Origin of the sequence: Amycolatopsis thermoflava N1165 (genome assembly GCF_000473265.1) — a bacterium.
Classification (GTDB): Bacteria; Actinomycetota; Actinomycetes; order Mycobacteriales; family Pseudonocardiaceae; genus Amycolatopsis_E; species Amycolatopsis_E thermoflava.
Map to the genome: position 1 here is coordinate 2,625,582 of NZ_KI421511.1, position 22,970 is coordinate 2,648,551.

Consider the following 22,970-nt stretch of genomic DNA (forward strand, 5'->3'; position numbering starts at 1 on the left):
TCACCGCCTTTCCTTGTAGATCAGGCGATCCCTGATATCCTGGATGGCTCTGAAGACCCGGTAGATGTCCTGCCGACCCGGTGTGCCGACACTGGGGGTGACCAGGCACGGGCCGTCGGGGGTGAGGGAGATCTTCACTTCGCGGATGACTTCTTGGATGCGGCCGTCTTCGGTGTCGCCCTCCAGCTGGACGGTGACCTTGTCCCCGAGGTAGAAGTCCGCCCCGAATCGCATGTACTTCGACTCGATCGGTGTGAGCGACAGGGACACCTTCTCCTGCCGGTCGATCAGCGCTTCGTCTCCAGCTTGTTCGAGCTGGGTGGTGTCGGTCGTCCCGGGCCGGTCGACGAGTTCGCCTTCGATGCGGCCCCAGCGGGCGATGGACTCACCGTCGGAACGTTCCTTGAACGTCCTCGCGGTGCCTTCGCCGTCGCCACCGACGTAGACGTAGTTCGCTTCGGGTGCCTCGATCGAGTAGGTGAAGTCGGCGAGGTTCCCCAGCTTCTCGGAGAACATCACGGTCGCGGTGCGGTCCTGGGGTTGGAACGGGTACAGCTGGTAGGCCCCACCGTTTTGGATGACCTTGAACCCGATGTTGTTGCCGTTCGCGACCGCGAGTTCTTGCAGCAGCGTGAGGAGCGGTTGCCACCGCGCCTCACCGGACACGTTCGCCCCCAGCCCGGGGTTCGCGCTGTAGGTCCACAGGGGGTGTTTCCGCGAACTGTGGGCGTCGGGGCCGATGTTGCGGTTCACGTAGTAGCCCAGCACCGTCGAGCAAGGCTGGTTCGACACGGTGTCCTTCGCCGACACCGTGTACGGCGGGAACCCCTCCGTCGGTGAGGGGGACGCTTGCCGGCGCTTCAGCCACACCGTGTCGTCCACGCCGGTGAAGGTGTAGGTCCGCTCCTCGGCCGTCTTGCGCACTTCCATCGACGTCCACGGCCCGGTGAACACCGCTGTCCCGGGGAGGGCGGAGGTGAACACCCGCAGCCCAGCGCCGGGTTTCACCAGTTCCCCGATCAGCGGGTTGTCCGCGGGAACCGTCAACTGCCACGCCGACACGTCGTTGAGGCGGAGGACCATCTCCAACAGTGAGTACTGGTCCAGTTCCCCGACGTCTTCGTTGATCGAGTTCCTGACTCGCACGGTCCAGGTCATGGCGTGAGGTACTGCTGGGTGTAGGACACCGCGAGCTTCGACGTGCCCACGGTGATGCCGGCCATTTCCAGGCGGATCGCGTTGCTACCCGGCACGAGCGGCCACAGGCTGGACCCGGCGTACATGGCTCCGAACATGTTCGTGCCCACCGAGTTGGTATCCAGGGTGACGGTCTTCACCCCAGGCCGGGTGTCGATGTAGAGGGTTTGCCCCTCCCCCATCACCACGTCAGGGAAGGACAGGTACTCGCCGGTGGAGAGGTTGCGGAGCACGATCCCTGAGCCTGGGCCGGTGATGGTCCACACCGGCCACGCCTCCACATCCCCGGCGTTGTCGATCGTCCCGTCGACCGCGATCTCCGACGAGGTCAACCGGATGGGGAAAATCGGAAAGAACGTAGGGGTCACACCCGTGGACCACTCGGGTGGGCTGATGGCGGACACGTCCTGCCAGTACGGGTTGTACGCCTTGAACTGGGCTGCGATCTTCTGCGCCGCGTACCCCGAGCTCTCCCCGAGCTCTTCTTGGATCTGGACGCCGTCCACGTTGATGCACTGGATTTGCCGCACGACCCCGTCCGGGGCTGTGGCACGCAGATACCCGGGCCCCTTGGCGGGGTTGAGTTTCCGCACGATGTCGCGAAGTTTCACACGCAGGTCGGCTTCGTCGGTGCCGATGATCCAGAAGGAGATCAGCATTTCCCGAACCCCGTGGCGGGCGTCCAACAGGACCCCGCCCGGGGTTCGGGGAACACCGATCTGTTCCACCGTGATCGGCGGCATGAACCTGCCTTGTGCCGGCCAGTCCGCGTCCAGCACGGTCACACCACCGTCAGCGTCAACCCACTCGATGATCTCGGCGGTCACAGATTCATCGCCTCCACCATCTTCATCTCCCGCGCGAACTCGGCGCGGTCGAACTTCGCCGCGGTGACGTTGATCGTGATGTAGGTGGCCTTGCCGAACTGCCCGGACTTGACGAGCTTCACGAACGCCTGTGACTCGTCCGGGTTCAGCACCGCCTCCGGCTTACCGGTCGAGTTCACGCCGGTACCGCCGTCAGGAAGCCACCCGCCGGCGTCGTAGCCACCGGGTTTGTTCATCGCGTACAGGACACCGTTGGCGAACCCGCCCCTACGTGGCCCGTAGACGCGGCCCGCGTAGTTGAGACCGGCGTAGATGTTCGACAGCGGGTCCACGGACACGCCGTACAGGTAGGGGCCCACGTCGGGGCCCTTGTAGGAGGCGTAGGTGCCGCGGATGACCTGCATCAGACCAACTGATGGGTGGCCGGCGCGCCAGTTGCTGTCCCAGTCGTTGACGATGGTCGGGTTACCGCCGGATTCCTGCATCATGCGGCGCTGGATGGCGGGCAGGAACGCCCCTGGTAGGCCGAGCATGTTCATGGCCTGCAGGGTTTGCGGTGTCCATTGCGCCACCCCGGCCGAGGGCTTGTAGCCGGGAATGGTGCCGGAGTATCCGCCCATGTCGACTGGTGGCGGCACCCACTTGGGCAAGTCCTGCAGCGTGGGGAACCCCATGACTCGCATCGCCTGGTTCGTGGCGAAGTACCCGGCCCCGAGGTTCGCTCCGGCATAGGTGTCCTGCGCCGCTCGGACCACACCACCCCTGGCATAGCCCATGAGCGCCGCCCCGTCCCCGCCCTTGGGGAACTGCTTGGTGCGGATCGCTTCCATGAATCCCGGGCCGTAGTACTCGACCGCGTCCACCGGGTGCACCCACTCTCCCGCGGTGGCCATGATGGGCACGTTGTCGGCCGTCTTGGTCGGACTCCACCCGGTGATCTGTCCACCCGTGGCATACCCTGTGCCGCCCACGGTTTTCTGCTGGTTGCGGGAGTCCATCGCGTACCCGCCGGTCTTCAACACACCGGACAACCACTGGTTGAAGTTGTTGGTGTCGACCTGCGTGATCGCGGTGATCGAGTACTTGAAGTCCTTCGGGATCAACCCGAGCTGGGTGAGGAACTCCTGGGCCCGGTCTCGAGAGACTCCGAACGATGACGCGAAGATGTCGATCAGTTGCCGGTACTGGTCGGTGATGGGCATACCGGTCTTCTGGATCTGGTCCCACACCGCCAGCAGGGAGGTGAGGTTCCGCCGGCCTGCCTCTGTGTTGAGGTCCAGCGACCTTGACGCGGCGTCCTGGGCGTCCCGCAACCCTAGCTGCGCCTGCTGGAGTTGCTGAGAAGCCTGGGCCTGCTGGTATTGGGCGTCCCGCACCGCCTGGTGAGCTCGCATCGCGCCGTAGGCCGCGTCCTCCACCTGCCGGTGGGCACGCTCCAACCCGCGCTCCGCCGACTCCAGCGAATACGCGGCGTCCCGCACCTGCTGGTGCGCCTTTTCCAATGCCCGCTGCGAATCCACAACCTGCTGGTTCGCCGAGTCCAACTGCCTCTGGGCGTTGATCACACCCTGCGCGCCGTTGACACCTTCCCGTTCGGCTTCGCTCAGCTTCTCCCGCATCTGCACACCGCGGTTGTGGGAGTTGTTCAGCGCGTTCTGCGCCGCGATCAGCTCGAACGCGACCTTCTTCTGCTCGATGTTCTCTGCGGTCACGTCAGCGGAGGCGATATCCTTCGCCTGATCCATCGACGTGATGCCCGCGCCCTCAGCCTTCTTCTGCGCCTCGAACAGGTTGACCGCGGCCTGCTCCTCCGACAGGACCTGGTCCTCCATCTGCAGCCGCAGGTCTTTGAGGTCCTGGATGGCCTGTTCGCGAGCCTCGTTCAACGCTTGCTGCGCGTCGCGCGCGTTCTGCTGAGCACGGGTGTAGGCCTGCTCCGCCTGGGTCACCCCGTAGTAGGCGTCGTCCAACCCGCGCTGGGCCTGCTCCACCTGCCGGGCAGCGTCAGCCACACCCTGCTGCGCATCCACCACTGACCGCGCGGCCTGCGCGGCCGAATGCTGCGCGTCCGCCACCGACCGGGTGGACTGCGCCAGCGAATGCTGCGCCTGATCCACCGACTGGTGCGCCGACACCACAGCCTTGTCCGCCTGGGTGAAGTTGGTCGTCAGCTGCGCGGCAGCGTTCGCCACGTTCAGACTGGCCTTCAAGAACCCGACACTGGTGGACTGGACCGACCAGTTCGCCTGGTCCGACGTCGCCAGCACACCCTCGAATCCTCGGGATACCGTGTACAGGCTCAACCCGAGGAACTGGGCCGCCGCGCCGGCCTGCGTGCTGTACGCACTGGTTTGGGCGGTGGAGTGCGCCGCCGAAGCCGCCGCGGCACTCGCGGTCTTGGCGTCGGCGGCGGACTTGGCGTAGGACTTCGCCAACTCGTCTAGTGTTACTTGCCCGTCCCGGGCCGCTTTGCCCTGGTCGTTCAAGGACTCGATGACACCGCCACCGGCGATGCGCATATCACTGAAGTTCGTGGTGAGGAACTTCATGGGGCTGACCATCGAGTAGCCGGCCTCTTCAGCGGCGGCCAGCTTCGCCTTCAACGCGTCAAGCGCGGGCCCGCCCTGCGTGATCGCGTCGATCAGCTCCTGCTGTGATACCCCAGTGCCCGCCAGCGAGTCGGCGAGGCCCTTGAACGCGGGGTCGGCGACGAGCGCGTCCCGCACCGCCTGGCTGAACGCGCCGTGGCTCGACTGCAGGGCGGAGGTGACCCCGTCGAGGCTGGTGGAAAGGTCCTTCGCGCCACCGGAAGCGGACCCGAAACTCGATCCGAGTAGTCCGAGGAGCAGGGTGCCCGCGACGAGCGCGATGGACAGTGGGCCGGCCATCGCCGAGGCGGCAGCGGCGAACCGCAGCGACGCCCCCGCAGCAGCGTTCCCTGCCGCGGTGACACCGGCGGCGGCGGTCGCGGACGCCCCGGACACGCCACCCAAACCGGTGATCATGCGGGCGCTGGCGGCGCCCGCCGTTTCCATCCGCACACCAAGGTTCAGCACGCCCATGGCGAGGGCCTGCACACCGGCTTGGACCGCCCCGGCGAGTTTGAATGCCGCCCACGTCGCGAGCGCCGCGGCACCCACACCGCCCAGAAGTGGCGCGATCGGAGCGAGGACCGACGCGATGGCGTTCAGCACCCCGGATGCGGCTCCCAGCGCAGCGGACAGCACCGGCAGGGTGCCCTGCGCGAGCCCGGAAATCGACGCACCCACCGACGACACCGCGCTGTTGATCGACGTCGAGTTACGGCCCCACGCGGTCGCCAGGGTGTTGACGATGCCGACCGCGGCGGTCAGGGCGGAGTCGACGATCGACGCCGTCGACTGCACCACCAGGCCGTAGTTGGTGGCGTTGGCCGACATCGACGTCATGTTGTTCGAGAAGGACGTCCCGAGGATCCCCATCGCGCCCGCGACGCCCTGAAACACCGGCAGGCTGTTGGCCATGGCCGCGTTGAGCCCCGGCATCGCGTTGTCGGCGAGGGTGTTGATACCGCGAGTCAGGGCGACGATGTCCGGGCCAGCGAACGACATCGCCCTGGAGATCGCCGGACCGAGTTTCGTGACCTCCGCGTTCATGGCGTTCGCGGCGGACACGAACTGCGGCACCAGCTGAGCGCTGGCGGCCTTCGACGTGGACACGACGTTCGACCACATCGAGCTGTAGGCCTGCTGTACGTCCTGGTTGGACTTCAGCGCCAGCGCACCGACACCGATGAAGCCCGCACCGACGCCACCGAGGATCGCCGCACCCACCGCCGGCGACGCAGCGGTGATGCCGGCGGCGAGGAGGGCGAACCGGTTGGAGAACGAGTCCAGCGCCTTGTCGGACTGGTCGGTGCGGACGTTCACCGTGGCGGTGGCGTCCCGCCCGTCGATCTTGTCGAGCTTGTCGGAGAGACGTTCGGCCTGCTCAGCCAGTTTGACGAAAGTCGCCCCAGCCTTGTCCAACGCGACGATGTTGAACGAGAGGTCCGCCATCACTCACCCCTCGCTGGCCTGCTCATTGAGTTTTTCGATGCGCTGGGCGTACAGGTCGAACTCGAACACGCTGAGTTCCTGCACGTCCCGGGGTGTGAAACCGAAAACTTCGGTGAGGGCTACGAGGTAGCTCCAGTAGCGCTCTTGCGGGTTTTTCCACCGCTCCGCGAAGGTGGCGAAGTAGGGTCCGCCTCGCCCTCCTTCTTCGGCTCCTCATCGGTGGGAGGCTTCGGCTCCTCCTCATCCTCGATGAACCGGAACGTACGGAGGTCCAGTTCGAGCACGTCGTCCCACTGGACCGCTTCGCCGGCGCGGCGCTTGAGGATGTACACCCAAGCGGCGATCGCGAACGGGTTCCCCTGGCCGAAGATGGCGTACTGGAACTCGGCGATCCCGACCTTGGACTTCTCGAAGATGAACATCGAGTCCTTGACGGAAATCTTCCCGTCGTAGTCGTACTCTTTGTCCTCGATGGCGAACTTCGGCATGGCTCCCCTTAGGATTCGATCTCGTTCTTGATCTGTTCCATCGCGTCCAGCACCGCTTTGCGGAAGGCGGGTGCCTTGCGTTTGATGGTTTTCCCGAACCACGGGCCACCCTTCTGGTGGACCCACGTGTCCCTGTCACCGAACACCGGGTGCCGCCAGCCCTTCTCGGAATCGAGGTGGCGCGGCAAGTTCTTCTGATCGGGCGGCATCTGGTTCGAGCGCGTCACGAACCGCACACCACGCGCGGTTTGCTCCAGCTTCGTCGCCCTCGCCACCGCAGCCCGCAACCCCGCCCCGCGGCGCTCCGCTGCGCTCTTCGCCCTCGCGGTGGTGGCGCGTTCGATGTTGAACCGGCGGCGAGCGGACACGCCACCACCGCCGGTTCCCTTCACGTTCAGCGACTGCACCGCGGACTTCACGTCGTTGAGCACCGGCTGACCCGCGCGGCGGATCTCCTGACGCAGCTTCGTGCGCAGGTCCTTGCGGCCGGCTTGGCGGAGTTTCTTGGCGAGGGCCCGGAACTCGTCAGCTCCGCTGTTGGATACCGAGACCCCCACCCTGGCCATCAGATGTTCGTCGACTCCGTCGATACGATCTTGATCTGGATGGGCGGGTTGGTTTCGTCCCACTCCGCTTCCCACTCGGTCGACATCTGCACGATGTCCGGACCGTTCACCGAGGGCGGGGCCTTCTTCAGGATGCAGGACGGCAGGATCACCGAGAACAGGAAGTTGTTCGCCCCGATCGCTGCACCGGTGAGGTCGAACTGGATCGGGGTGGGGGTGCCCGCGGTGTACAGGTCGTACAGCTCGGTCTTGGAGAACTCGGAGTCCAGCTTGACGGTGATGGTCTGCATCCCGTTCTGCAGCTGTTCCTTCTTCTGCCCGGCGTTGCCGATGCCGTACCGGTCGGTGGCGAGGGAGTTATCACCGGAGATGGTGATGGACTTCGCCACGGTGGACATCTGGGTGCCGCCGGTGATCGTGGTTTCGCCCGAGGCGGTGGCGGCGGTGCCGCCGAGTTTGATGCTCGCCTGGTTGAAGCTGTACACAGCCGAGTTCGCGAGGAAACTCGCCGTCGCCAACGCCGTCGCGGTGGACTCGGCCTGGCCGTCGACGGTCAGCTTGAGGGTGGCGAGACCACCGTCCTTGAGGGAGATCTCCCACTTGGTGACCTTGCAGCCCTCGTAGGTGAACGGCCGAACCGTGTACGGCGACACCGGCTCCGGGCGGCCGACCTGCATGGTCAACCCGAGACCGGCCATGCCGGCGGGGGTGTGAACCTGCTTGTAGGCCGACGCGGCGACAAGGGTAGGAGTGGTAACGCTCGACCCGAGCATGTGCTTCACCAGCAGACCGGCCCCCAAGGTGGGGATCTCCAGTTCGATGTCCCCACTGACGGAGATACGGGCCTGCTTGGTGCGGGCGGTGCGCCTGAACGTGGTACCCGTCCGCAGACCGGCCGAGTCGGTGTAGGTGATCTCCTGGTTGAGCGACTCGGAGAGAAACTCGTAGCCCCTGGTGACGGTGACCGCGGTGCCCCAGGCGGACTCCTGGGCGACCATGAGTTGGGCGTCGAGGCCGGAACCCGTAGCCATGTCAGTTCTCCTTCACAGCCGGGGCCTTCACGGCCGGCTTCTCGGTGACCAGCTCCCACACGGCGTGGGGCCACGCCTTCTCCTCGCCGCGGTTGGCGACGATGTAGGCGTCCTCCGGCAACGAGGGCAAGGCTTCTTCACCCTTCTTCGGCTCTGGGCGGGACGTGACGAGGTCTCCAGGGACCTCGATCTCCTGTCCAGGCTCGACGCGGAACGACCCCATGCCACGGCTTGCGGGCTTATACAGGTCGACTGCGGGGTGGTCGTCGCGCAGCTTGAACTTCGGCATGGTGCTCCTTCAGACGCGGGTCTTGTGGCGGATCGTGAACAGCAGGCGGGCTTGCATCCCTGCGGGGCCGTTCTCTTGGAAGTAGTCACCGATAGACCACTCGGCCATGGAGTAGGGCCTCCCGGTGAACCCGAGCGAGGGGCCGAGTGCGCTGTCATCGCGCAGAACCTGGCCCACGGTTTCGACCATCGCCGCGATCCGGTCCCGGACCGGTTTCCACGACGTCTCGCTGTCACCGATGAGAGCGACCACAGCGCAGGTGATCGTGTTTTCCTCGTCGCGTTTCCGCTGCCCGATCGCCGCCCACTCCTGCGTCGTTGTCCCGGCAGGTTCTTCGTCACCGGCGGCAGAAATACCGTCGTAGCCGATGTAGACAGCGTCGTCGTAGTTGCCGCTGACGATCGGGCCGTCCCACACGGTGAGCCCCGCTGCCTGCAGCGCCGCCACGATCGCGTCCACTGCGGCCGGGAAGGTCCACTGGGTCATGCGATGCCTGGCAATCCTGCGCCGAGCAGCTCGATGGCACGGTTGGGGAGGGCGTATCCGAAGTGGCCTTGGCCGAGTTGCATCGAGTCGCCCAAGCCGCCGGGACGTGCGCCGCCCGAGGATCCGCGTTGGGTTTCCCACAAGTGCTGCAGGATGATCCGGGCAGCGAGCCCCACGTTGGCGGGCACGATCGCCATCCCGGCCTTGTAGACGAACACGACCCGGCTTCGAATCCCGATGCCGGACACGACCCCGGACGGTGACAAGTTCAAGTCGTCCACGTCGAGGACGACGCCATCCACCGTGGTGGCGCTGATCAGCGCGACCACCGGGGACCAGGTGAGAACCGCGCGTCCCCCGGTGACCGCGACCTCTTCCGTGAAGTTGCGCCGCACCACCGCCTGCCCGAGGTGACCTTCGACCGCCCCCGTGGTCCCTTCCAGGAAGAAGCGGAGTTCCTCGTCGGAGGCGCTGCTCGCTCCGTTGAGTTGCTCCTTCGCGTCCGCCAGCGACACGATGTAGGGCACCTCTGCCGGGCGGACGTCGAACACCTCGACATGTGCACCGGGGTTGGCGCCAACCCCGACCCAGCGGGCTCGGTGACGTCCGGCTTGGACGGTGGTGTAGTCGTACTGGTAGTTCCCGGTGCTGGTTGGGGTGACTGGGGTGACGACGGTGGTGGTGTCGTCGGGCAGGGTGATGGTGAGGGTGACGGTGTCCGCGTTCACCAGCGTGCCGGAGGGGTTCTTGTTCGCAAACGTGCAGCGGTACACGTCGCCGAGGTCGACTGCCATGCTCCCCTCACATGTCGTTCACGGTGACCGCGCCGTACAGCGCGGTTTTGCGGAGCGCCCCGGAGAGAACGTCGAGCCGCCACCACTTCACCGTGGTGGTGACTTGGGCGGCGGGCACCATGATGGACACCTGGCCAGCGGCGGCGTTCGTCACGGTGATCGCCGGTGACCCGCCGGTGGACTGCCCTTTCCACCCGTCCACGTCGGCTGTGTCCGCGCCGGCTTTGAGGAATACCTCCAGGGTTTTCCCTGTGAGATCCAGTGGGGTTCCTGAGCTGGGTTGGTTGGTGGTGAGGGTGGCGAGGATTTCCTCGTCGTTGTTCTCGTTCAGGGTCAGCGGGGCGGAGACCGCCATCGGTTACCTCCCACAGATCGATGCTGTCCCGCCATGGCTGACGGTGGACACGGTTCCGCCGTAGGCGTCCAAGCTGGCCGATCCAGCGTGCGCGACGAGGGTCGAAGTGCCGCTGTAGGCGACGGTGGTCGCAGTGCCGGCGAAGTCTTGGCAGACGAAGTCCACATCCGCGGAGGACTCGAGTGTCGCTGTCGTTCCTGCGGTGACGGTGAGCGTCGCAGCGGCCGGTTTCGTCACTGCTCCGGCAGCGGTGATACCTGCCGTGGTGGTGACAGTCGCGGTGGCGGTGTCGGTGACGATTGCGCTGGCGGTGAGCGCCGCAGTAACGGTCCGGGACGCAGCCGCTGGTTTCGTGGTTGCCGCGGTTGCGCTGAGGGCCGCGGTGACAGTTAACGCAGCGTCCGCAAGTTTCGGAGCTAGCCCCACCGTGGCATCTGCGGTGATCGCCGCCGTGGCGGTCAATGACGCTGCGGCTGGTTTCGTTGCTGTGCCGCTCGCGCTGACGGCTGCGGTTCCGTCTAGGGACGCAGCGACTGGTTTGGTTGACGTTCCCGCCACAGATCGAGTGGCGGTCACCGGCAGTGTCGCAGCTGCCGGTTTCGTTGATGTCCCGGCCGCGGTCACTCCGGCGGTGCCAGTGAGGGAGGCGTCCGCGGTCTGGGAGCCGGTCGCGTCGGGTTTGACCGCGATCAAAGCGGCGACGTGGATCCCGGAGGTGGAGATGGTCCCGCCTGAGGCGGTTTGGGTTCCGGTGGTGCCGGGGATTCGGTAGTTGGTGTGGATGTACTGGCCGTCTTGGACCTCGGTGAACCCGGTTGGTGGGGTTGCGGATCCGGAGTTGTCGTTCGCCGCGAAATGCGCGAGGAACGCCTGTGTGACCGTGGTGACGGTGGTGCTGGGTATTCCGGTGCCCGACGCGGACGATGCGGTGTTGGTGGCTTCGATCGGGTCACCGGAGGCGGCGGCACCCGTGATGAGGATGCAGTGCCCCATGTTCCAGATGTTGCCGGTCCACGTGATCGTGTAGTTGCCGGTGTCCGCGCCGGAGAGGCGTTTCCAGTACACCTGCATCCGCACGGTGCTGTTCTCGACCGTAGCGGCGAGCGTGAACCCCGCTGGGGGTGTGTTCGTGGCTCCGAACGATTCCCACTGTTCGATGGCGAGCAGCGCGATGTCACCCGCTGCCGCTCCCGACGGTACGGGGACGACGCACGAGGTCGATTGGGTATCGGCGGTTCCAGAGGCGGACGAGGACCGGTACCCGACAGCCACAGGGCCCTCCCGTTAGAAGTCGCCGAGCACACCCCAGAGGGGGCGGAGGCTGGCGCGGAAGTCCTTCGCGGAAGCGAGCGCCGCGGACCCCGTGTAGATGTTGCTCAGCTGCAGCAGATCTGCTGCGAAGGTGTGGATCGCGGTCACTTCGCCAGCTGTGTAGCCAGCGTTGGTGAGTGCCGTGTCGGTGTAGGCGTCGAGCTCGGTTTTGAGCTGCGACGCTCGCCGGAAGTTCCGGTTCACCGACTGCGCCAGCTCGCCGAGGATCGAGTCGATGCTGTCCTTGTTCTTCGGATACCCAACAGCCACAGAGGCCCCCCTCGGGTGTTACGCCGCGATCGGTGTGAGCGCGAACGTCAGTGTGGACAGCGTGAGCGTGTCCCCGGTGTTGACGGTCTTCGACGCCGTGAGGGCGGCGGAGAAGTAGAAGGTGCCGGCGGACGCTGCGGACCACACGGAGATGTGCGTGACGACCTCACCGTTGGTGCCGGCCCAGTTGGTCCACTGGGTGGTGCCGGTGATGGCCATCGACCCACCCGAGGCGGCGGCGAACGTCAACGCCTGCCGAGTGGTGGTTGAGGACACCGACGTCGTTCCAGACGCGCCAGGATCAGCGGTGTGGAGTTGCACGAACAGCGTCGCCGGTGCGGTGAAGTTCGTACCCGCGCCACCGCCACGCATCGTGTTCAGCCACGCGTTCGCCAGGTTCGCGGCGCTCAAACCGACAGCCATGCGTCAGTCCTCTTCCTTGATGTCTTCGGCTTTGGTGACTTCCGCGTCGGCGGTGATCACGAGCACCCACTGGTTGTCCATCAGATCGTCACTCCCGCCACGAAGTCCCACAGGGTTGACACTTTGAGGGCGATCACTTCGTCCAGGGGGTCACCGGTGATGGACCCGTCGGAGGCGATGAGCCACGCGAACCTTTCCCCGTAGGCGTTGGGGTTGAGCGCGACCTGTTGCGCGAGGATCAGTTTCAGCTTGTCGTTGCCGTTCTGGCTGCCTGACCCGATCAGCTGGGTGGCGAGGGTCGCCGCGTAGCGTTGCGCGGCGGCGGTGCACCGGTTGATGAACGACGTGGTCACCGCCAGCGCCGCTGCGGCGGTGAGGTTCCCCTCCACTGGGGTGTCTTTCGCCGCCCTGACGCTGGTGATGTCCAACGCGGTGTCGTACACCCGGCCACAGTCGATCGTCGCTGTGGTGAACCCTGTGAACAGCTTCGGCGGGTCACTGTCGGTCCTCAGCGGACCGGTGAGTGCTGTGGTGCCGGCCAGCACCCCATCGAGGTAGAGGCGGAGGAAGTTCTGGTCGTAGGTGCCGGCGACGTGGTGGAACTCGCCGTCATCGGGGTAGTCCACCTCCGCGTAGGCCACGGTGGAGGCGTTCCGCCCGTACAACCGGAGCTTCGGGGGTGTCCCGTTGACCAGGTCGATCCCCCACGCCGAACCGACACTGGGCACGTCCCACGTGATGATGAAGTGCTCCGACGAGAACCCCACCGGTTCCCGCACCCAGAACATCACCGAACGGCTGGCGGTCTCCCCGAAGTCGGGGAGGGGGACCGCTCCTCCCCCATTGGACTGCAACCCGAGGTTGGTGTGGCCGTCCTCGACGCGCTGTACGTAGTCGTTGAGGGTGAAAGAACGACCGTTCCCGGAGTAGTCGACGACGGTGAGCCCGGATTCGTCGAATGACCAGGCAGCCAACAACGCCATCGACTACCCCCAGATCAACGAGTCGGTTGGATACCGCAGATCGCGACGGCGTCCACGAACCCACCGGTGGTGGCACCGGAGGTGGTGAGGGTGATGCGCGTGTACCGCTTCGACCCGACGTAGCCGACCTCGTAGGCGGTGTTGCCGTTCGCGGAGGTGATGGTGGGGGCGGTGCCCTGCACATCACCCGCCGCGGCGGCGGACCAGGCGGAACCGTTGTCGGACTCCTGCACCGCCACCGCGTGGGAACCGTCGGTCACGGTCCCGGTGTGCACCACGAACATCACGGAGCTGAAGTACACCGGGTTCGACCAGCGGTCGATCGTGGTGCCGTTCACGGTCCCGTTCGTGCGCAGACCCGCCGGCGGGACAGCTTGCAGCGCACGGGTGTTGGAGTAGACGGTGCGCCTCACTTGTCGCCCCCGTCGGGCTCCTCGTCCTTGGGCTTGTTCTTGCTGCCCGGCGGACGCCCACGGCGCGGCGTGTCGGTCTGCCGCAACTCCCCTGGCGCGGCGGTCGCGGTCTCGACCGGGCGGTCACGCTTCACACCGGTCTCGACAGCTTCGAAGTACGACTCCCGGCCCTTGTAGACGGGGTCGGAGTCGTCGATCAGCGCCCCGCCAGGAACGACCCGGGGGACACCGTCGGTGAAAACGGAGAAAGCGGAGATGCACCGCTTGATGGCCACAACAGACTCCTTCACGGTCGGGGGCCAGTGATCGGGGGGCGCGGTGACGCGCCCCCCGATCACTGTCAGGCGTTCAGCATCCGGAACGCGCCGTCGTTGACCGAGTCGGCACCGACGCGGTAGTAGGCGTACCAGCCGCGCTGACCGGTCGGGCGACGGTTCGCGCCCACCAGGTGCGGAATGAACTCGACGCTCATGCCCACCCGGTCGGCGATGACGTAGTTGGAGAAGTCGCCGTACACCGCCAGGTAGTTCGTCGAGGCGGCGGTGACGGTGCCGTCCATGTCCTCCGACTCCAGCGCGGGCCGGCCGAGGAGCTGCGGCGGCACGTCCGCGCCGATCCGCTCCCACATCTGCGCGCCGCCCTGGGTGTCGAACTGCCGCACCAGGTTGTAGATGGCGCGGTTGGCCAGCCACGACGCGTTCGCGCGGTAGCGGGCGGGGAGGGCGTTGTCCAGCTTGTAGATGTCCGCCGCCGCGAAGGTGTCCGCGGTGGTGGCGGCGACCTCGGAGCCGGTGCCGGTGAGGGCGGTGACGATGCCGGTCGGCTGGCCGGAGCCGGTGCCGGTGGCGAACGCCGCGGCCTCGAGCACGTCCCGCCCGAAGGCGAGTAGGTTCGCGACCTCGCTGGTGACGTTGGCCTCGTCTTCCAGCGCCTCGATCGAGATCGGCACGAACCCGGCGGCCTTGTAGATCGGCACGGTGGGCTGGGCGAACGTGGTGGAGTCGTCGGAAACCTCAGTGGCTTCCGCGTCCCAGCTCCACGACACCGCACCCGAGCTGACACCGTTCCACACGTCGCCGGTGGCGACGACCTGCCGGGCGACCTGCCGGATCTGGTTGCGGGATCCGTTCGCCGTGACGATGACGGTGGGGTCGAGCTGGAACGGAACGAGGTAGCCGCCGGCGCTGTCCGTCAGGGACATGGCGCGCTCGAGGGCCTTCTGCTCGTCCGCCGAGATCATGTGCGACTTACCGGCCGCGCACTTCGACCACGCCCGCAGGTACTCCGGGCTCGAGGTGGCCAGCACGAGCCGTGCGATCTTGGCATCGCCGTCGTCGAACTGCTCGATGATGTTCGTGCCGGCCTCGCGGACACGGTCGTTCGCGCCGCCCATCTTCTCGATCGCCGACAAGGCGCGGGCGCGAAACTCCTTCGCCACCTGCCCCTTCGAGCGGTCGAAGGTGCGGACCTCGGACAGGTCCCACGGGTTGCGGAACCGGCAGTCCTCCACCGAGTCGGGGTTGAGGATGGGGTCCAGGTCGTAGCCGTCGGAGCCGTAGGAGACGCCGCGCTCGACCTTCAGCGCGGACGGCTGCCGCTCGGTGGTGCGGGTGGCGGAGCGAACCCGCTCCAGGGCGGCCTTCCGCTCGAGCTGGCGGCGGTGGTTGTCGACCTCGGCGAACTCGCGAGTGAGCTCGTCGAACTGCTGCTCGTCCTCGGCGGTGAGGTCGTTCTTGGCCTCGAGCCGCTCGAGCTCAGCTTCGATGTCCTTCAGGCGGATGACCGCCTGGGGGTGGGAGAGTTCCATGTCAGTCCTCACGGATCGTGGAGAGCCGTTCCCGCATCAGCGCCCGCACTTCGCGGATGTTGGCGCGCCGGCGTTCGGCTTCGTTGCTGGTGGGTTCTGACGGGTGCTCAGAGGCGAGCGGCGCGCCGGTGGCGACGTGCCCAGAGTCGGGCGGCGTCTCGTTGCGCTCGTCGGGGTCCGGGTGCTCTCCGAGCGGCGCGGACTCCTCCGAGCGGGTCTGGAGGGTGATGAGTTCGCGAACGGTGTCGCGTCGTGCGGTGGCGGCGTCGTCGGCGGAGCGGACACCGACGGTGGTTTCGCGGTAGGCGGGGAACACCACGGGGCCGAGCTCGGCGACCTTCACCTCTTTCAAGGTGCGCACGAGGGGGCCGCGGTCGCCGGGTTCCCACAGGAGCTGCATCAGTTCCTTGGGGTCGCGGATGACTTTCCCGTTGATGTCGCGCCATTCCTCGCGCACGACCTCGAACCGGAACGACATGCCGTCCACTGCCCCGTCGGCGATGGCCTGCCGGACGGGTTCGATGAGCCAGTTGTCCGACAGCCGCCCCACCACGTGCAGCCCCTGATCGTCCTCGGACAGGGAGTTGATGACCCCGATCGGGATGGAGCCGATCATGGGGTGGCGGCCGTGGTCGAACTGCATCACCGGGGTGCGTTCCCTGATGGACTTGCGGAACGCGCCCCGCTGGATCTGCTCGTCGAACGTGCCTTCCCACGAGTCGATGCGCGTGGGGGTGTCGAACACCGCGGCGTAGCCCTCGAGTGTGTGCCCGTCACCCTCGTCGTCGGCTCGTTCCAGGGTGAACGGGATGGACCGGATCAGGCTGGACTGGATCGCCAGGCTCACGGAGCCACCTCCTCGGAAGGGGTTGCGGGCGTTGTGGTGCCCGGCGCTTGCAGCTGAACGGAGTACAGACCGGTGTGCCGCAGCAACGTCCAGTCCTCGGAGTCGACCGCTCGGATCACGGTCTCGGGTTCGTAGCCGGCGTCGATGAGTTGCTTGATGGTGTTGGCTTGCCGGTTTTGGATCTCGGCGGCGTCTCTGCGGTCTTCTCGCAGGAACGGCACGTCGCGCGCGTCGTACCAGAGCCGCGCAGCGCCCTTCGGTGGCGGGATCAGTGTGGCGAGGGACCCGGCGGCGTTCTGCCATAGCGGGTGCATGGTGCCGTCCGCGAACCGGCGGCGGGCTTGCGCGTAGTTCGAGTAGGTCGCCGCGGCCAAACCTTCTGACAGGCCCACGATGACTGGGGGGACACCGGCGGCAGCAGCGATGCGGGTTTCGCCGTGGCCCTGGACTTCCTTGAAGTCCATCTGCTTGAAGTCGTTCCCGACCACGGTGACGTCCGCGCCACCACCGACAAGCAGCGGCTTGTAGGCGTTCTCAGGGCCGCGGTGGGTGGCCTCGAACCGGTCCTTGAACTGGGCGAACTTCTCCAGCGAGATCGCTTTGTCCAGCTTGATGACCATGTTGGGGGTTGCGCCGTTGTCGAAGAACTTCGACTTGTGCGTCCCCATCGACTTGTCGTTCGCGATCTCCCGCAGCACGGGGGTGAGCCACGACATGCCCCGGTAGGTGGCGAGGGGGTCGGGGATTGGCGCGAAGTGCGCCACCTCGTCAGGCAGGAACACGGCGGACGGTTCACGGCTGCCCGTGATCCCGCCTTCGTAGTAGACGTAGCCGATCTTCTTGAACCCGACGACACCGTTCGGTGTTGTGCGCGGTTCGAGGACGATCTCAACCCAGTCGGGGCGTAGCCGCACCAACTCGCTGTCGACCACGGTCCAGTAGCTGTTCCCGGCGAGGTCCGCGTCCTGGATCATCCGGGCAAGGAGGTCTTGCGTGGTGCCGCCGCGCCACGGCGTCTCCAACGGCTCCAACTCGGTGGTGCCGAACAACCCTGAAGGTCGACCACCCGAGAGTCCCTGCCACTGGAACCGCACGGCGGAGAACACCAGCTGCCTGACCAGCATGCAGGCGAACACCACACCGTTCGACGCGTACGCCGACGAGGCGTAGCCACGAAGGTCGTTCGAAATCTTCTCGGTGGATCCGCGGAGCGTCTGCTGAACACCACCCAGCCCGTAGGCGTTGCCCTGGTACACGAACTGGTTCAGGGCGGTGGCGTAGTCGTCGATGGTGGTGATGGCGCGTTCCGGCCGGCCCATCAAAGACCGGATCAGGTTAGCCACGTGCTACCTCCGGTCCACGTCGATAAGGAACAGCCCGCACGCGACCGCCACCAACCCGCCCGCGAACAGCACGATCGCCAACCCCCACAGCAGGTACACACCGGAGAGGGCGACGGTGAGACCACCGAGGACGGTGAGGCGGGACAGGAGGTGCCGGTTCAGCCGAACACGGCCCACGGCTCAACCTCCTGTTCCTTGTCCACCAGGTGAGCCCTGGACTCGTATGCCCACCGCGCCAGGGACACCGCCACGAGTGGTGAGGTGTCGGCGTCGGCTTCTTTTCGGGCCCACATCAAGCTGTCCCCGGTCTGCTTGGTTTTCGCTCCCGCCACGGAGGCGTCGAGCTCGTCCTGGCCGATGTGCCGGAACGAGGCTTGTTTGACCGCGTCGAGGATCTGGCCCGTTGCGGCGGTCATCTCCGTCGCGGTCGTGACCACCAGATCCCCACGTTTCGGGTACTCGGGGTCTTCGGTCTTGGTGATCCCGACCTTTTCCAGGTCGACACCGAGGGAAGCTCCCACGGCGCGGCCAACCGCGATCGCCACCGGGTTGAGCGCTTCGTTCCACTCGCGAATCCGGTCAACAAGCCAGTTCGTGCCCGGCCGGTAGTCCAACAACTGGGTGTGCCCCAGACCGTCGGCGCGGATCCCGTAGAGCGCGATGGCGGCGTAGTCCCGCTGCGGGGCGATGTCGATCGCGATCGCCACGTCACCGTCACGCCGCGACTCGGGGTCATGCAGCTTGGTGTTCCACCACACCACGTCGATCGCGCCACCGCCGGTGATGCGCCGCGGCCACAACCCCAGCACCTCACGAGCGAACCCACGCCCCTTGTTCGCCGACAGCATCTTCCGCAGCCGGCGGATGGTTTCCAAGGTGACGCGCCCCAACCCCAGCGCCGGGTTGGAGTACGCCCAGTTCTGCGGGTCGTCGATGTCGATTTTGACGTGGATGTCCTCGAGGTCCCCGGGGAGTCCCCAGTCGCGGTAGCCGAGGGAGTCGTCTCCGCCCTTCTCGGCGCGCTCCTTGAGCTCGTACATCACCTCGCCCGTGTCACCCGTCAACGGCGGCGACGACAGGTACACGATCTGCGCGTTCGGGCGGGCGATCAGCGTCGGCCCCAACGCCTCCGCCTGCTCTGGGGTGTAGGCGAACGCCTCGTCGATGACGTTCAAGTCACCGGAGAACCCTCGACCGGACCCCTTCGAGCGGGCGACGAACTTGATCCGCTGTTCGGTGTCGAGTCGTTCGAAGCCCTCTTCGCCGTTGGTGTTGGAGATCTTCACCATCACGCCGTCGACCTCGACCAGCGTGTCACTGATCGGGGTGCCCAGCGCGCGGATGAGTTTCCGCATCTTGCGGAACGCTTCCATCGCGGTCTTGTACTCGTGCGCCGACCAGATGATCAGTTCCTCGCCGAGGACGAAGAACCCGACCAGCGCGCGGGCCTCCCCCAGCCCGCCCTTGCCGTTCTGGCGGGCGACCCACTCCGCGTACTCGTAGCACGCCCACTTGCCATCCGGTCGCGTCGACAGCATCAGGTCGACGCTGTCCTTCTGCCACGGCTCCAGCGGCTTCCCCGCCGCCTCCATCAGGTCCGCGGCGAGGTCGCCGAACGAGCCGACGATGTTGTCAGGCCGGGACTCAACCCGCGGTGTGAGCGCTCCGCGCAGCACGCTTGGCGGCGAGGTCAGCAAGCACCCCACCACCCTTCGGTTGCGGCTTCTGAGCGCCGGCGGCCTTCACCAAGTCCGTCACGGCCATCCGGAACGCGCTCTGCAGCTCCCGCGACTCGGTCAGCAGCTTGTCCACGACGACCTCGACACGGGACCCGTCGTCGTTGCGGGACCAGAACCGCAACCAGTCCTCGCCCTTCAAATGCCGGTCCAGCCGCTCGAGCCGGTCCGCCATGCGGCAGGTTTCGAGCAGCATCTCCCGGTGCAGCGGGGAGGGCTGCCAGGCGGCTGTCATCTGGTCCCAGAGCCGCCGACCACGGCTGGACAGCCCCATCTCATCCACGGGCACGCTGGATCCCGTTACGGACTCCTCAGGCGTTACGGGTGACGTAACGGCCTCGGGCGTGATGACCGCGCAGTTCCCGACCACGCATCGGGAGTGATCTCCCTGCTCATGACGCCTGCGCCGGTCCCGGTACGCGCGCGCACGCGAGGCCGCAGTGGCATCGGCCATCACGACCTCCAGAGATCATTCCGGGGGGAGATTTGACGGGAGCGGTGGAGTGGGGTCTCCGTTGTGGATCTTTCTCGACGGGGTGGGTACCCCCCGTTACCTCGGTGCATCTGGTTGGTTATTCACCAACATGGCTCTGACCTGCGGAAACGGCCTATCGGCAGTCGCCGAGACCATCCACATCGGACAGTGCTCGTCCGTCCACTGTGGTCATCATGTGGCTTTGACCTGCGGCTTTGATGGCCGAGTGCGTGGTGGTTGGTGGGTCACACTGTGCCAGGGTCCAGGGCCACGGTGCCTCGGGGGTTGGCCCAGTCGGGGTGGAGCAGGCCAGGGTCCAAGTCACCGAGCCAAGGCTGGTAGCGGTGGTACCACTGGCCTATCCGGGTGCGGGTGCCACGTGGCCTGCCAGTGTCCAGGGCGCGCTGCTCGCACACGGTCTTGCCTGGGTTGAGCACATACATCTGGGCACGCCACCGTTGGGCTAGGGCTTGGCGTGAGGTTGGGTGTGGGGCGGTGCGCAGCACCCATGCCGTGCCGTGGGCTGGGTGGTGGTAGGCCTGGGCGATAGCGGCCTGCATGTGCTGCTCTGCCTGGGTGCGGTAGGGCTCGGGGTGTATCCACTCCACTGGCGAACCGAGGGCTTGGGCGATGTGGTCGTAGTCCAACACCACGTCCTCACGCTTGGCGATGGTGTGGGCCAGGGTGGTCTTGCCCGAGCACGGTGGGCCGGCGAGTACCACGATGCGCATCAGCGGTTGATGGCCGTGAACTCGACGTCCCCGCTCACCACGATCACCTCATGATTGGGTACCAACTCGGCGAGCATGCCGTGCAGTCGGGCAAGCGACGCAGTGTCGTAGTCGGCTGGGCAGCGGACGGCGAGCACGTCACCTGGTTCGAGGTGGATACGTGTGATGGCCTCAACCACTGCCGGTGTCTGCTCGTCCATCAGAGGGGTCTCCTACTTGTGGCAGGTGCAGTGGCAGCAGCAGCGCTTGCGGGTGGACACACCAGCACGGCCAGGTGGCGGCGGCGGTGGGTCCGCTGGCTGGCGTGGTGTGGTGCCAGGGTTACGCGCCGCCTGCTGGCCCATCAGAAGTCCCGGTCGCTCATCGCTGCCCTCCTGGGCTCTCAGACGTACACGATCTGCGGGTTGGGTCTGGACGCCACCGTCGGTAGCAGGTCTTCCCGTCGGCCTGAGCCATCGAGGATCAACAGGTCGGCGACATGGCCGCGCACTGACCCGGCATAGCTGGTGCATACGAACTTGATCCGCTTGCCGGTGTCGGCGCTGTTGGAGCATCTCCCGTAGGTCTGCGGTCTGCTCGTCGGTCAGGTCGAGCCCGACGATGCGTGTGAACTCGGTTATGTCGATCGTGGACAGCATCGGTCACACCTCGTTCAGGTCTACGGTCACCAGACCACGCTTCTGGTTCGGATTCAGGCGGGCGCACGGCCTGCCCACCGAGCAGGCGCATTCGTGGGGCTGTAGGCCACGTAGAGCGTTCGAACGGCCCGAGTTGCAGCCGAGGTGCGCGAGGCGAAGGTTCTGGCGCTGTGTGGGGTGTCCGCCGTGTTGCAGCTGCACCAGATGGTCAGCCGAGCGGGACAGGCGGTGCGTGGGCGGTAGGCGCTGGTCGACGAACCCGCCACACAGCCAGCAGTGGTTCTCCTCCGCGTACACCGCGGCCGAGACCTCACGCCACGGTCTACCGACCCTGCCCGCGCGTGTGGCCTCTGTGCGGGACATCAGTCCTTGAATGACTCGTAGCGGTGCGCGATCAACGGTCCACCTTTCGAGTAGGTGGTGTGCTTCGACATCTTGTCGGAGAGCTCCTGCAGCTGCTCCCACGTCAGGACGTGGTTGGGGTCAATGTTGATCGAGCGTGGTTGTGCCGCGACCTCGAGGTGGTGGTTGATGGACCTCATCAGGTCCCGGATCTCGCGCAGCAGCTTCAACACGTCGGCCTCCCTGTCAGGGTTGTGGTGGTGGTGCCCAGCCGAGCCGTGTGAGGACCTCGGCTGTGGCGTCGGGGATCACAACCCCGATCTGCCCGTCCGTGGTCACATCCACCTCAAGCGCGCTGAGGTCGAGCACGAGCCGCGGGTACAGGCCTTGGCTGATCTCCAGCGTGACGCCGGTGATGCCTTGGGTGATGTCGTGCCCGTCCAACTGGACCTTGCACCGGCCCTCCACATCGACCTGGATCGACGCGCCACGGTGGGTGGAGTCGAACAGGGTCATGCCAGTTGGAGGGCGTCGTTCACCAACACCACGCCGGCCAAGATGGTGCCGAGGGCGATACACACGCGGGTGGCGGTGGGGTGGGAGATCAGGAGGCCGATGCCGACGAGAGCGACAGCGAGGGACAGCAGAAAGGCATGCAGCTGCGGGGTCACTAGTCGTCTCCCTCGCTTCCACCAGACTCGATGAGGTCTTCGATGTCCTGTCGGGTGTAGACGCGGCGAGCGCACGCCGTCTCGTTCACCACGGTGACGTGGCCCGCTGGGATCGGGCCGCCTTGGGCGTACCAGGGTTCGGTCATGTCGTGGCTCCTACCGCGGCTGTGGCACGGCGACGCTGGGCTTTCAACGCGGCCAGGCTCTGGCAGAGGGCGTGGAACATGTGCCGGTTCCGCACATCCAATGCCCGGTCGATACGACGCAGGGTCAGGGTGATCTGCTGGTCCAGCACAGCTGGGGTCATGACCCTCACCATCCCCATGATCGTTCTTACCCGCCGGTGGGGAAGTGAGACTTTCCGCAGGTCACAAGAGTCGATCCATCGAGCCGTTCCACCGGTCCACGTGGTCCTGTTCGACCCTCAGCGACGCCATCAGCGCGTGAGTGCGGGCAAGCTCCAACGTGTCCCTGTCCTCCGGCGCTACCCGGCCCTGCTTGATGTAGGTCTGGGACATCTCGACACGCTTCAGGAGGTTGTCGGCGATGCAGTAGTGCTCCTGCCGGTTCCGGGCCATGAGCCAGTGTCAGGCGTTCCAGATGCCGAACAGGATGTGGCCGAAGAACCACACCATGAACGAGGCGAACCCGGCGATGCCGATCGGTCGCCACCACCGTGCTGGGTCCAGGCCGAGGGTTCGGCGGATCCACGCCGTGTAGGTGCCCGACGGTTTGCCGGCGGCCCGGTCCCGGTCGCCGTTGCGGATCGCGAGGGCTTCGAACACGCCGAACGCGACCAGGAAGCCACCCGTCACCACAGGCCAGATGATGTTGGGGTTCATGCAGACCTCCGAGTTGAAGCCCACCCCCGACATGAAGAAGCCCCCCTCGCGCGTGACGCACTGAGGGG

At 66.3% G+C, this 22,970-nt stretch carries 30 protein-coding genes; all 30 read right to left on the reverse strand.

The genetic code is table 11. The annotated features are described in order from the left end of the window. The 30 genes from AMYTH_RS0112995 to AMYTH_RS44720 all read right to left on the reverse strand — a co-directional run bounded on the left by AMYTH_RS0112995 (position 1) and on the right by AMYTH_RS44720 (position 22,902). Positions 1–1,158, reverse strand: a complete 1,158-nt coding sequence (locus AMYTH_RS0112995) for a siphovirus ReqiPepy6 Gp37-like family protein (RefSeq protein ID WP_027930690.1) — start codon at positions 1,156–1,158, stop codon at positions 1–3. Then, on the reverse strand, positions 1,155–2,024 hold the full coding sequence (locus AMYTH_RS0113000; protein ID WP_027930691.1) for a phage distal tail protein: 870 nt from the start codon (positions 2,022–2,024) through the stop codon (positions 1,155–1,157). Before AMYTH_RS0113000 ends, AMYTH_RS0112995 begins: the two co-directional genes overlap by 4 nt. Then, on the reverse strand, positions 2,021–6,061 hold the full coding sequence (locus tag AMYTH_RS0113005) for a lytic transglycosylase domain-containing protein (protein WP_157360588.1): 4,041 nt from the start codon (positions 6,059–6,061) through the stop codon (positions 2,021–2,023). Before AMYTH_RS0113005 ends, AMYTH_RS0113000 begins: the two co-directional genes overlap by 4 nt. Positions 6,062–6,180: 119 nt before the next feature. Continuing rightward, positions 6,181–6,549: a hypothetical protein gene (locus tag AMYTH_RS0113015; protein ID WP_027930693.1), complete on the reverse strand. Its 369-nt coding sequence runs from the start codon at positions 6,547–6,549 to the stop codon at positions 6,181–6,183. An 8-nt stretch (positions 6,550–6,557) separates the two neighbouring features. After that, the gene (locus AMYTH_RS0113020) at positions 6,558–7,178 is read right to left on the reverse strand and encodes a hypothetical protein (protein ID WP_157360589.1); all 621 of its coding nucleotides are present in this window, start codon (positions 7,176–7,178) and stop codon (positions 6,558–6,560) included. Beyond that, the gene (locus tag AMYTH_RS0113025) at positions 7,115–8,146 is read right to left on the reverse strand and encodes a phage tail tube protein (protein WP_027930695.1); all 1,032 of its coding nucleotides are present in this window, start codon (positions 8,144–8,146) and stop codon (positions 7,115–7,117) included. The genes AMYTH_RS0113020 and AMYTH_RS0113025 overlap by 64 nt, the downstream gene beginning before the upstream one ends. A 1-nt stretch (position 8,147) precedes the next feature. After that, positions 8,148–8,435 carry a hypothetical protein gene (locus AMYTH_RS0113030; RefSeq protein ID WP_027930696.1) on the reverse strand — a complete coding sequence of 96 codons (288 nt, stop codon included), beginning with the start codon at positions 8,433–8,435 and terminating at the stop codon, positions 8,148–8,150. Between the two features lie 9 nt (positions 8,436–8,444). Beyond that, positions 8,445–8,921 (reverse strand): hypothetical protein, encoded by a 477-nt coding sequence (locus tag AMYTH_RS0113035; protein WP_027930697.1) that lies wholly within the window; start codon positions 8,919–8,921, stop codon positions 8,445–8,447. Continuing rightward, complete coding sequence (locus AMYTH_RS0113040) at positions 8,918–9,715, reverse strand: hypothetical protein (RefSeq protein WP_027930698.1); 798 nt, start codon at positions 9,713–9,715, stop codon at positions 8,918–8,920. The genes AMYTH_RS0113035 and AMYTH_RS0113040 overlap by 4 nt, the downstream gene beginning before the upstream one ends. Positions 9,716–9,722: 7 nt before the next feature. Continuing rightward, a complete protein-coding gene (locus tag AMYTH_RS0113045; RefSeq protein ID WP_027930699.1) occupies positions 9,723–10,070 on the reverse strand; it encodes a hypothetical protein in 348 nt (115 codons plus the stop codon). 3 nt (positions 10,071–10,073) lie between these two features. Further along, a complete protein-coding gene (locus AMYTH_RS48810; RefSeq protein ID WP_157360590.1) occupies positions 10,074–11,342 on the reverse strand; it encodes a hypothetical protein in 1,269 nt (422 codons plus the stop codon). Positions 11,343–11,354: 12 nt separating this feature from the next. Next, a complete protein-coding gene (locus AMYTH_RS0113065) occupies positions 11,355–11,651 on the reverse strand; it encodes a hypothetical protein (protein ID WP_027930700.1) in 297 nt (98 codons plus the stop codon). Between the two features lie 18 nt (positions 11,652–11,669). Beyond that, positions 11,670–12,074 (reverse strand): phage tail fiber protein, encoded by a 405-nt coding sequence (locus tag AMYTH_RS0113070; protein WP_027930701.1) that lies wholly within the window; start codon positions 12,072–12,074, stop codon positions 11,670–11,672. An 80-nt stretch (positions 12,075–12,154) separates the two neighbouring features. Next, positions 12,155–13,057, reverse strand: coding sequence for a LamG domain-containing protein (locus AMYTH_RS0113080; RefSeq protein ID WP_027930702.1), 903 nt, complete (start codon positions 13,055–13,057; stop codon positions 12,155–12,157). Between the two features lie 14 nt (positions 13,058–13,071). Then, positions 13,072–13,470: a hypothetical protein gene (locus tag AMYTH_RS0113085; RefSeq protein WP_027930703.1), complete on the reverse strand. Its 399-nt coding sequence runs from the start codon at positions 13,468–13,470 to the stop codon at positions 13,072–13,074. Then, complete coding sequence (locus tag AMYTH_RS44710) at positions 13,467–13,745, reverse strand: hypothetical protein (protein ID WP_051362651.1); 279 nt, start codon at positions 13,743–13,745, stop codon at positions 13,467–13,469. Before AMYTH_RS44710 ends, AMYTH_RS0113085 begins: the two co-directional genes overlap by 4 nt. 65 nt (positions 13,746–13,810) lie before the next feature. Next, complete coding sequence (locus tag AMYTH_RS0113095) at positions 13,811–15,277, reverse strand: phage major capsid protein (protein WP_027930704.1); 1,467 nt, start codon at positions 15,275–15,277, stop codon at positions 13,811–13,813. A 1-nt stretch (position 15,278) separates the two neighbouring features. After that, positions 15,279–16,124 (reverse strand): HK97 family phage prohead protease, encoded by an 846-nt coding sequence (locus AMYTH_RS0113100; RefSeq protein ID WP_027930705.1) that lies wholly within the window; start codon positions 16,122–16,124, stop codon positions 15,279–15,281. Next, positions 16,121–17,467, reverse strand: coding sequence for a phage portal protein (locus tag AMYTH_RS0113105; protein ID WP_027930706.1), 1,347 nt, complete (start codon positions 17,465–17,467; stop codon positions 16,121–16,123). The genes AMYTH_RS0113100 and AMYTH_RS0113105 overlap by 4 nt, the downstream gene beginning before the upstream one ends. Positions 17,468–17,470: 3 nt before the next feature. Continuing rightward, positions 17,471–17,644: a hypothetical protein gene (locus tag AMYTH_RS48815; protein ID WP_157360591.1), complete on the reverse strand. Its 174-nt coding sequence runs from the start codon at positions 17,642–17,644 to the stop codon at positions 17,471–17,473. Beyond that, positions 17,626–19,164 (reverse strand): terminase, encoded by a 1,539-nt coding sequence (locus AMYTH_RS0113115; RefSeq protein ID WP_167344582.1) that lies wholly within the window; start codon positions 19,162–19,164, stop codon positions 17,626–17,628. Before AMYTH_RS0113115 ends, AMYTH_RS48815 begins: the two co-directional genes overlap by 19 nt. Continuing rightward, the gene (locus tag AMYTH_RS47020; protein WP_157360592.1) at positions 19,112–19,492 is read right to left on the reverse strand and encodes a hypothetical protein; all 381 of its coding nucleotides are present in this window, start codon (positions 19,490–19,492) and stop codon (positions 19,112–19,114) included. Before AMYTH_RS47020 ends, AMYTH_RS0113115 begins: the two co-directional genes overlap by 53 nt. Positions 19,493–19,923: 431 nt before the next feature. Beyond that, complete coding sequence (locus AMYTH_RS0113125; RefSeq protein ID WP_027930708.1) at positions 19,924–20,409, reverse strand: hypothetical protein; 486 nt, start codon at positions 20,407–20,409, stop codon at positions 19,924–19,926. After that, positions 20,409–20,609 carry a hypothetical protein gene (locus AMYTH_RS0113130; RefSeq protein WP_027930709.1) on the reverse strand — a complete coding sequence of 67 codons (201 nt, stop codon included), beginning with the start codon at positions 20,607–20,609 and terminating at the stop codon, positions 20,409–20,411. The genes AMYTH_RS0113125 and AMYTH_RS0113130 overlap by 1 nt, the downstream gene beginning before the upstream one ends. Before the next feature lie 800 nt (positions 20,610–21,409). Continuing rightward, entirely contained in the window at positions 21,410–21,622 is a 213-nt protein-coding gene (locus AMYTH_RS0113135) for a hypothetical protein (protein WP_027930710.1), read from the reverse strand. Positions 21,623–21,635: 13 nt separating this feature from the next. Continuing rightward, positions 21,636–21,905: a hypothetical protein gene (locus AMYTH_RS0113140; protein WP_027930711.1), complete on the reverse strand. Its 270-nt coding sequence runs from the start codon at positions 21,903–21,905 to the stop codon at positions 21,636–21,638. Further along, positions 21,902–22,060 carry a hypothetical protein gene (locus tag AMYTH_RS48820; RefSeq protein WP_157360593.1) on the reverse strand — a complete coding sequence of 53 codons (159 nt, stop codon included), beginning with the start codon at positions 22,058–22,060 and terminating at the stop codon, positions 21,902–21,904. The genes AMYTH_RS0113140 and AMYTH_RS48820 overlap by 4 nt, the downstream gene beginning before the upstream one ends. Beyond that, the gene (locus tag AMYTH_RS48825) at positions 22,060–22,206 is read right to left on the reverse strand and encodes a hypothetical protein (protein ID WP_157360594.1); all 147 of its coding nucleotides are present in this window, start codon (positions 22,204–22,206) and stop codon (positions 22,060–22,062) included. The genes AMYTH_RS48820 and AMYTH_RS48825 overlap by 1 nt, the downstream gene beginning before the upstream one ends. Continuing rightward, positions 22,203–22,367, reverse strand: coding sequence for an IDEAL domain-containing protein (locus AMYTH_RS0113155; protein ID WP_167344583.1), 165 nt, complete (start codon positions 22,365–22,367; stop codon positions 22,203–22,205). Before AMYTH_RS0113155 ends, AMYTH_RS48825 begins: the two co-directional genes overlap by 4 nt. A 280-nt stretch (positions 22,368–22,647) precedes the next feature. Then, entirely contained in the window at positions 22,648–22,902 is a 255-nt protein-coding gene (locus tag AMYTH_RS44720) for a hypothetical protein (RefSeq protein ID WP_157360595.1), read from the reverse strand. Positions 22,903–22,970: the final 68 nt, after the last annotated feature.

Excerpts from the sequence above, each read along its gene's own strand:
- AMYTH_RS0113030 (WP_027930696.1), bottom strand. The coding sequence starts at position 8,435 with ATGCCGAAGTTCAAGCTGCGCGACGACCACCCCGCAGTCGACCTGTAT.
- AMYTH_RS0113070 (WP_027930701.1), bottom strand. The coding sequence starts at position 12,074 with ATGGCTGTCGGTTTGAGCGCCGCGAACCTGGCGAACGCGTGGCTGAAC.
- AMYTH_RS48825 (WP_157360594.1), bottom strand. The coding sequence starts at position 22,206 with ATGACCGAACCCTGGTACGCCCAAGGCGGCCCGATCCCAGCGGGCCAC.
- AMYTH_RS0113155 (WP_167344583.1), bottom strand. The coding sequence starts at position 22,367 with ATGACCCCAGCTGTGCTGGACCAGCAGATCACCCTGACCCTGCGTCGT.
- AMYTH_RS0113035 (WP_027930697.1), bottom strand. The coding sequence starts at position 8,921 with ATGACCCAGTGGACCTTCCCGGCCGCAGTGGACGCGATCGTGGCGGCG.
- AMYTH_RS44720 (WP_157360595.1), bottom strand. The coding sequence starts at position 22,902 with ATGAACCCCAACATCATCTGGCCTGTGGTGACGGGTGGCTTCCTGGTC.
- AMYTH_RS0113140 (WP_027930711.1), bottom strand. The coding sequence starts at position 21,905 with ATGACCCTGTTCGACTCCACCCACCGTGGCGCGTCGATCCAGGTCGAT.
- AMYTH_RS0112995 (WP_027930690.1), bottom strand. The coding sequence starts at position 1,158 with ATGACCTGGACCGTGCGAGTCAGGAACTCGATCAACGAAGACGTCGGG.
- AMYTH_RS0113045 (WP_027930699.1), bottom strand. The coding sequence starts at position 10,070 with ATGGCGGTCTCCGCCCCGCTGACCCTGAACGAGAACAACGACGAGGAA.
- AMYTH_RS0113015 (WP_027930693.1), bottom strand. The coding sequence starts at position 6,549 with ATGCCGAAGTTCGCCATCGAGGACAAAGAGTACGACTACGACGGGAAG.
- AMYTH_RS0113080 (WP_027930702.1), bottom strand. The coding sequence starts at position 13,057 with ATGGCGTTGTTGGCTGCCTGGTCATTCGACGAATCCGGGCTCACCGTC.
- AMYTH_RS0113040 (WP_027930698.1), bottom strand. The coding sequence starts at position 9,715 with ATGGCAGTCGACCTCGGCGACGTGTACCGCTGCACGTTTGCGAACAAG.
- AMYTH_RS0113125 (WP_027930708.1), bottom strand. The coding sequence starts at position 20,409 with ATGCGCATCGTGGTACTCGCCGGCCCACCGTGCTCGGGCAAGACCACC.
- AMYTH_RS0113005 (WP_157360588.1), bottom strand. The coding sequence starts at position 6,061 with ATGGCGGACCTCTCGTTCAACATCGTCGCGTTGGACAAGGCTGGGGCG.
- AMYTH_RS0113130 (WP_027930709.1), bottom strand. The coding sequence starts at position 20,609 with ATGGACGAGCAGACACCGGCAGTGGTTGAGGCCATCACACGTATCCAC.
- AMYTH_RS0113095 (WP_027930704.1), bottom strand. The coding sequence starts at position 15,277 with ATGGAACTCTCCCACCCCCAGGCGGTCATCCGCCTGAAGGACATCGAA.
- AMYTH_RS0113025 (WP_027930695.1), bottom strand. The coding sequence starts at position 8,146 with ATGGCTACGGGTTCCGGCCTCGACGCCCAACTCATGGTCGCCCAGGAG.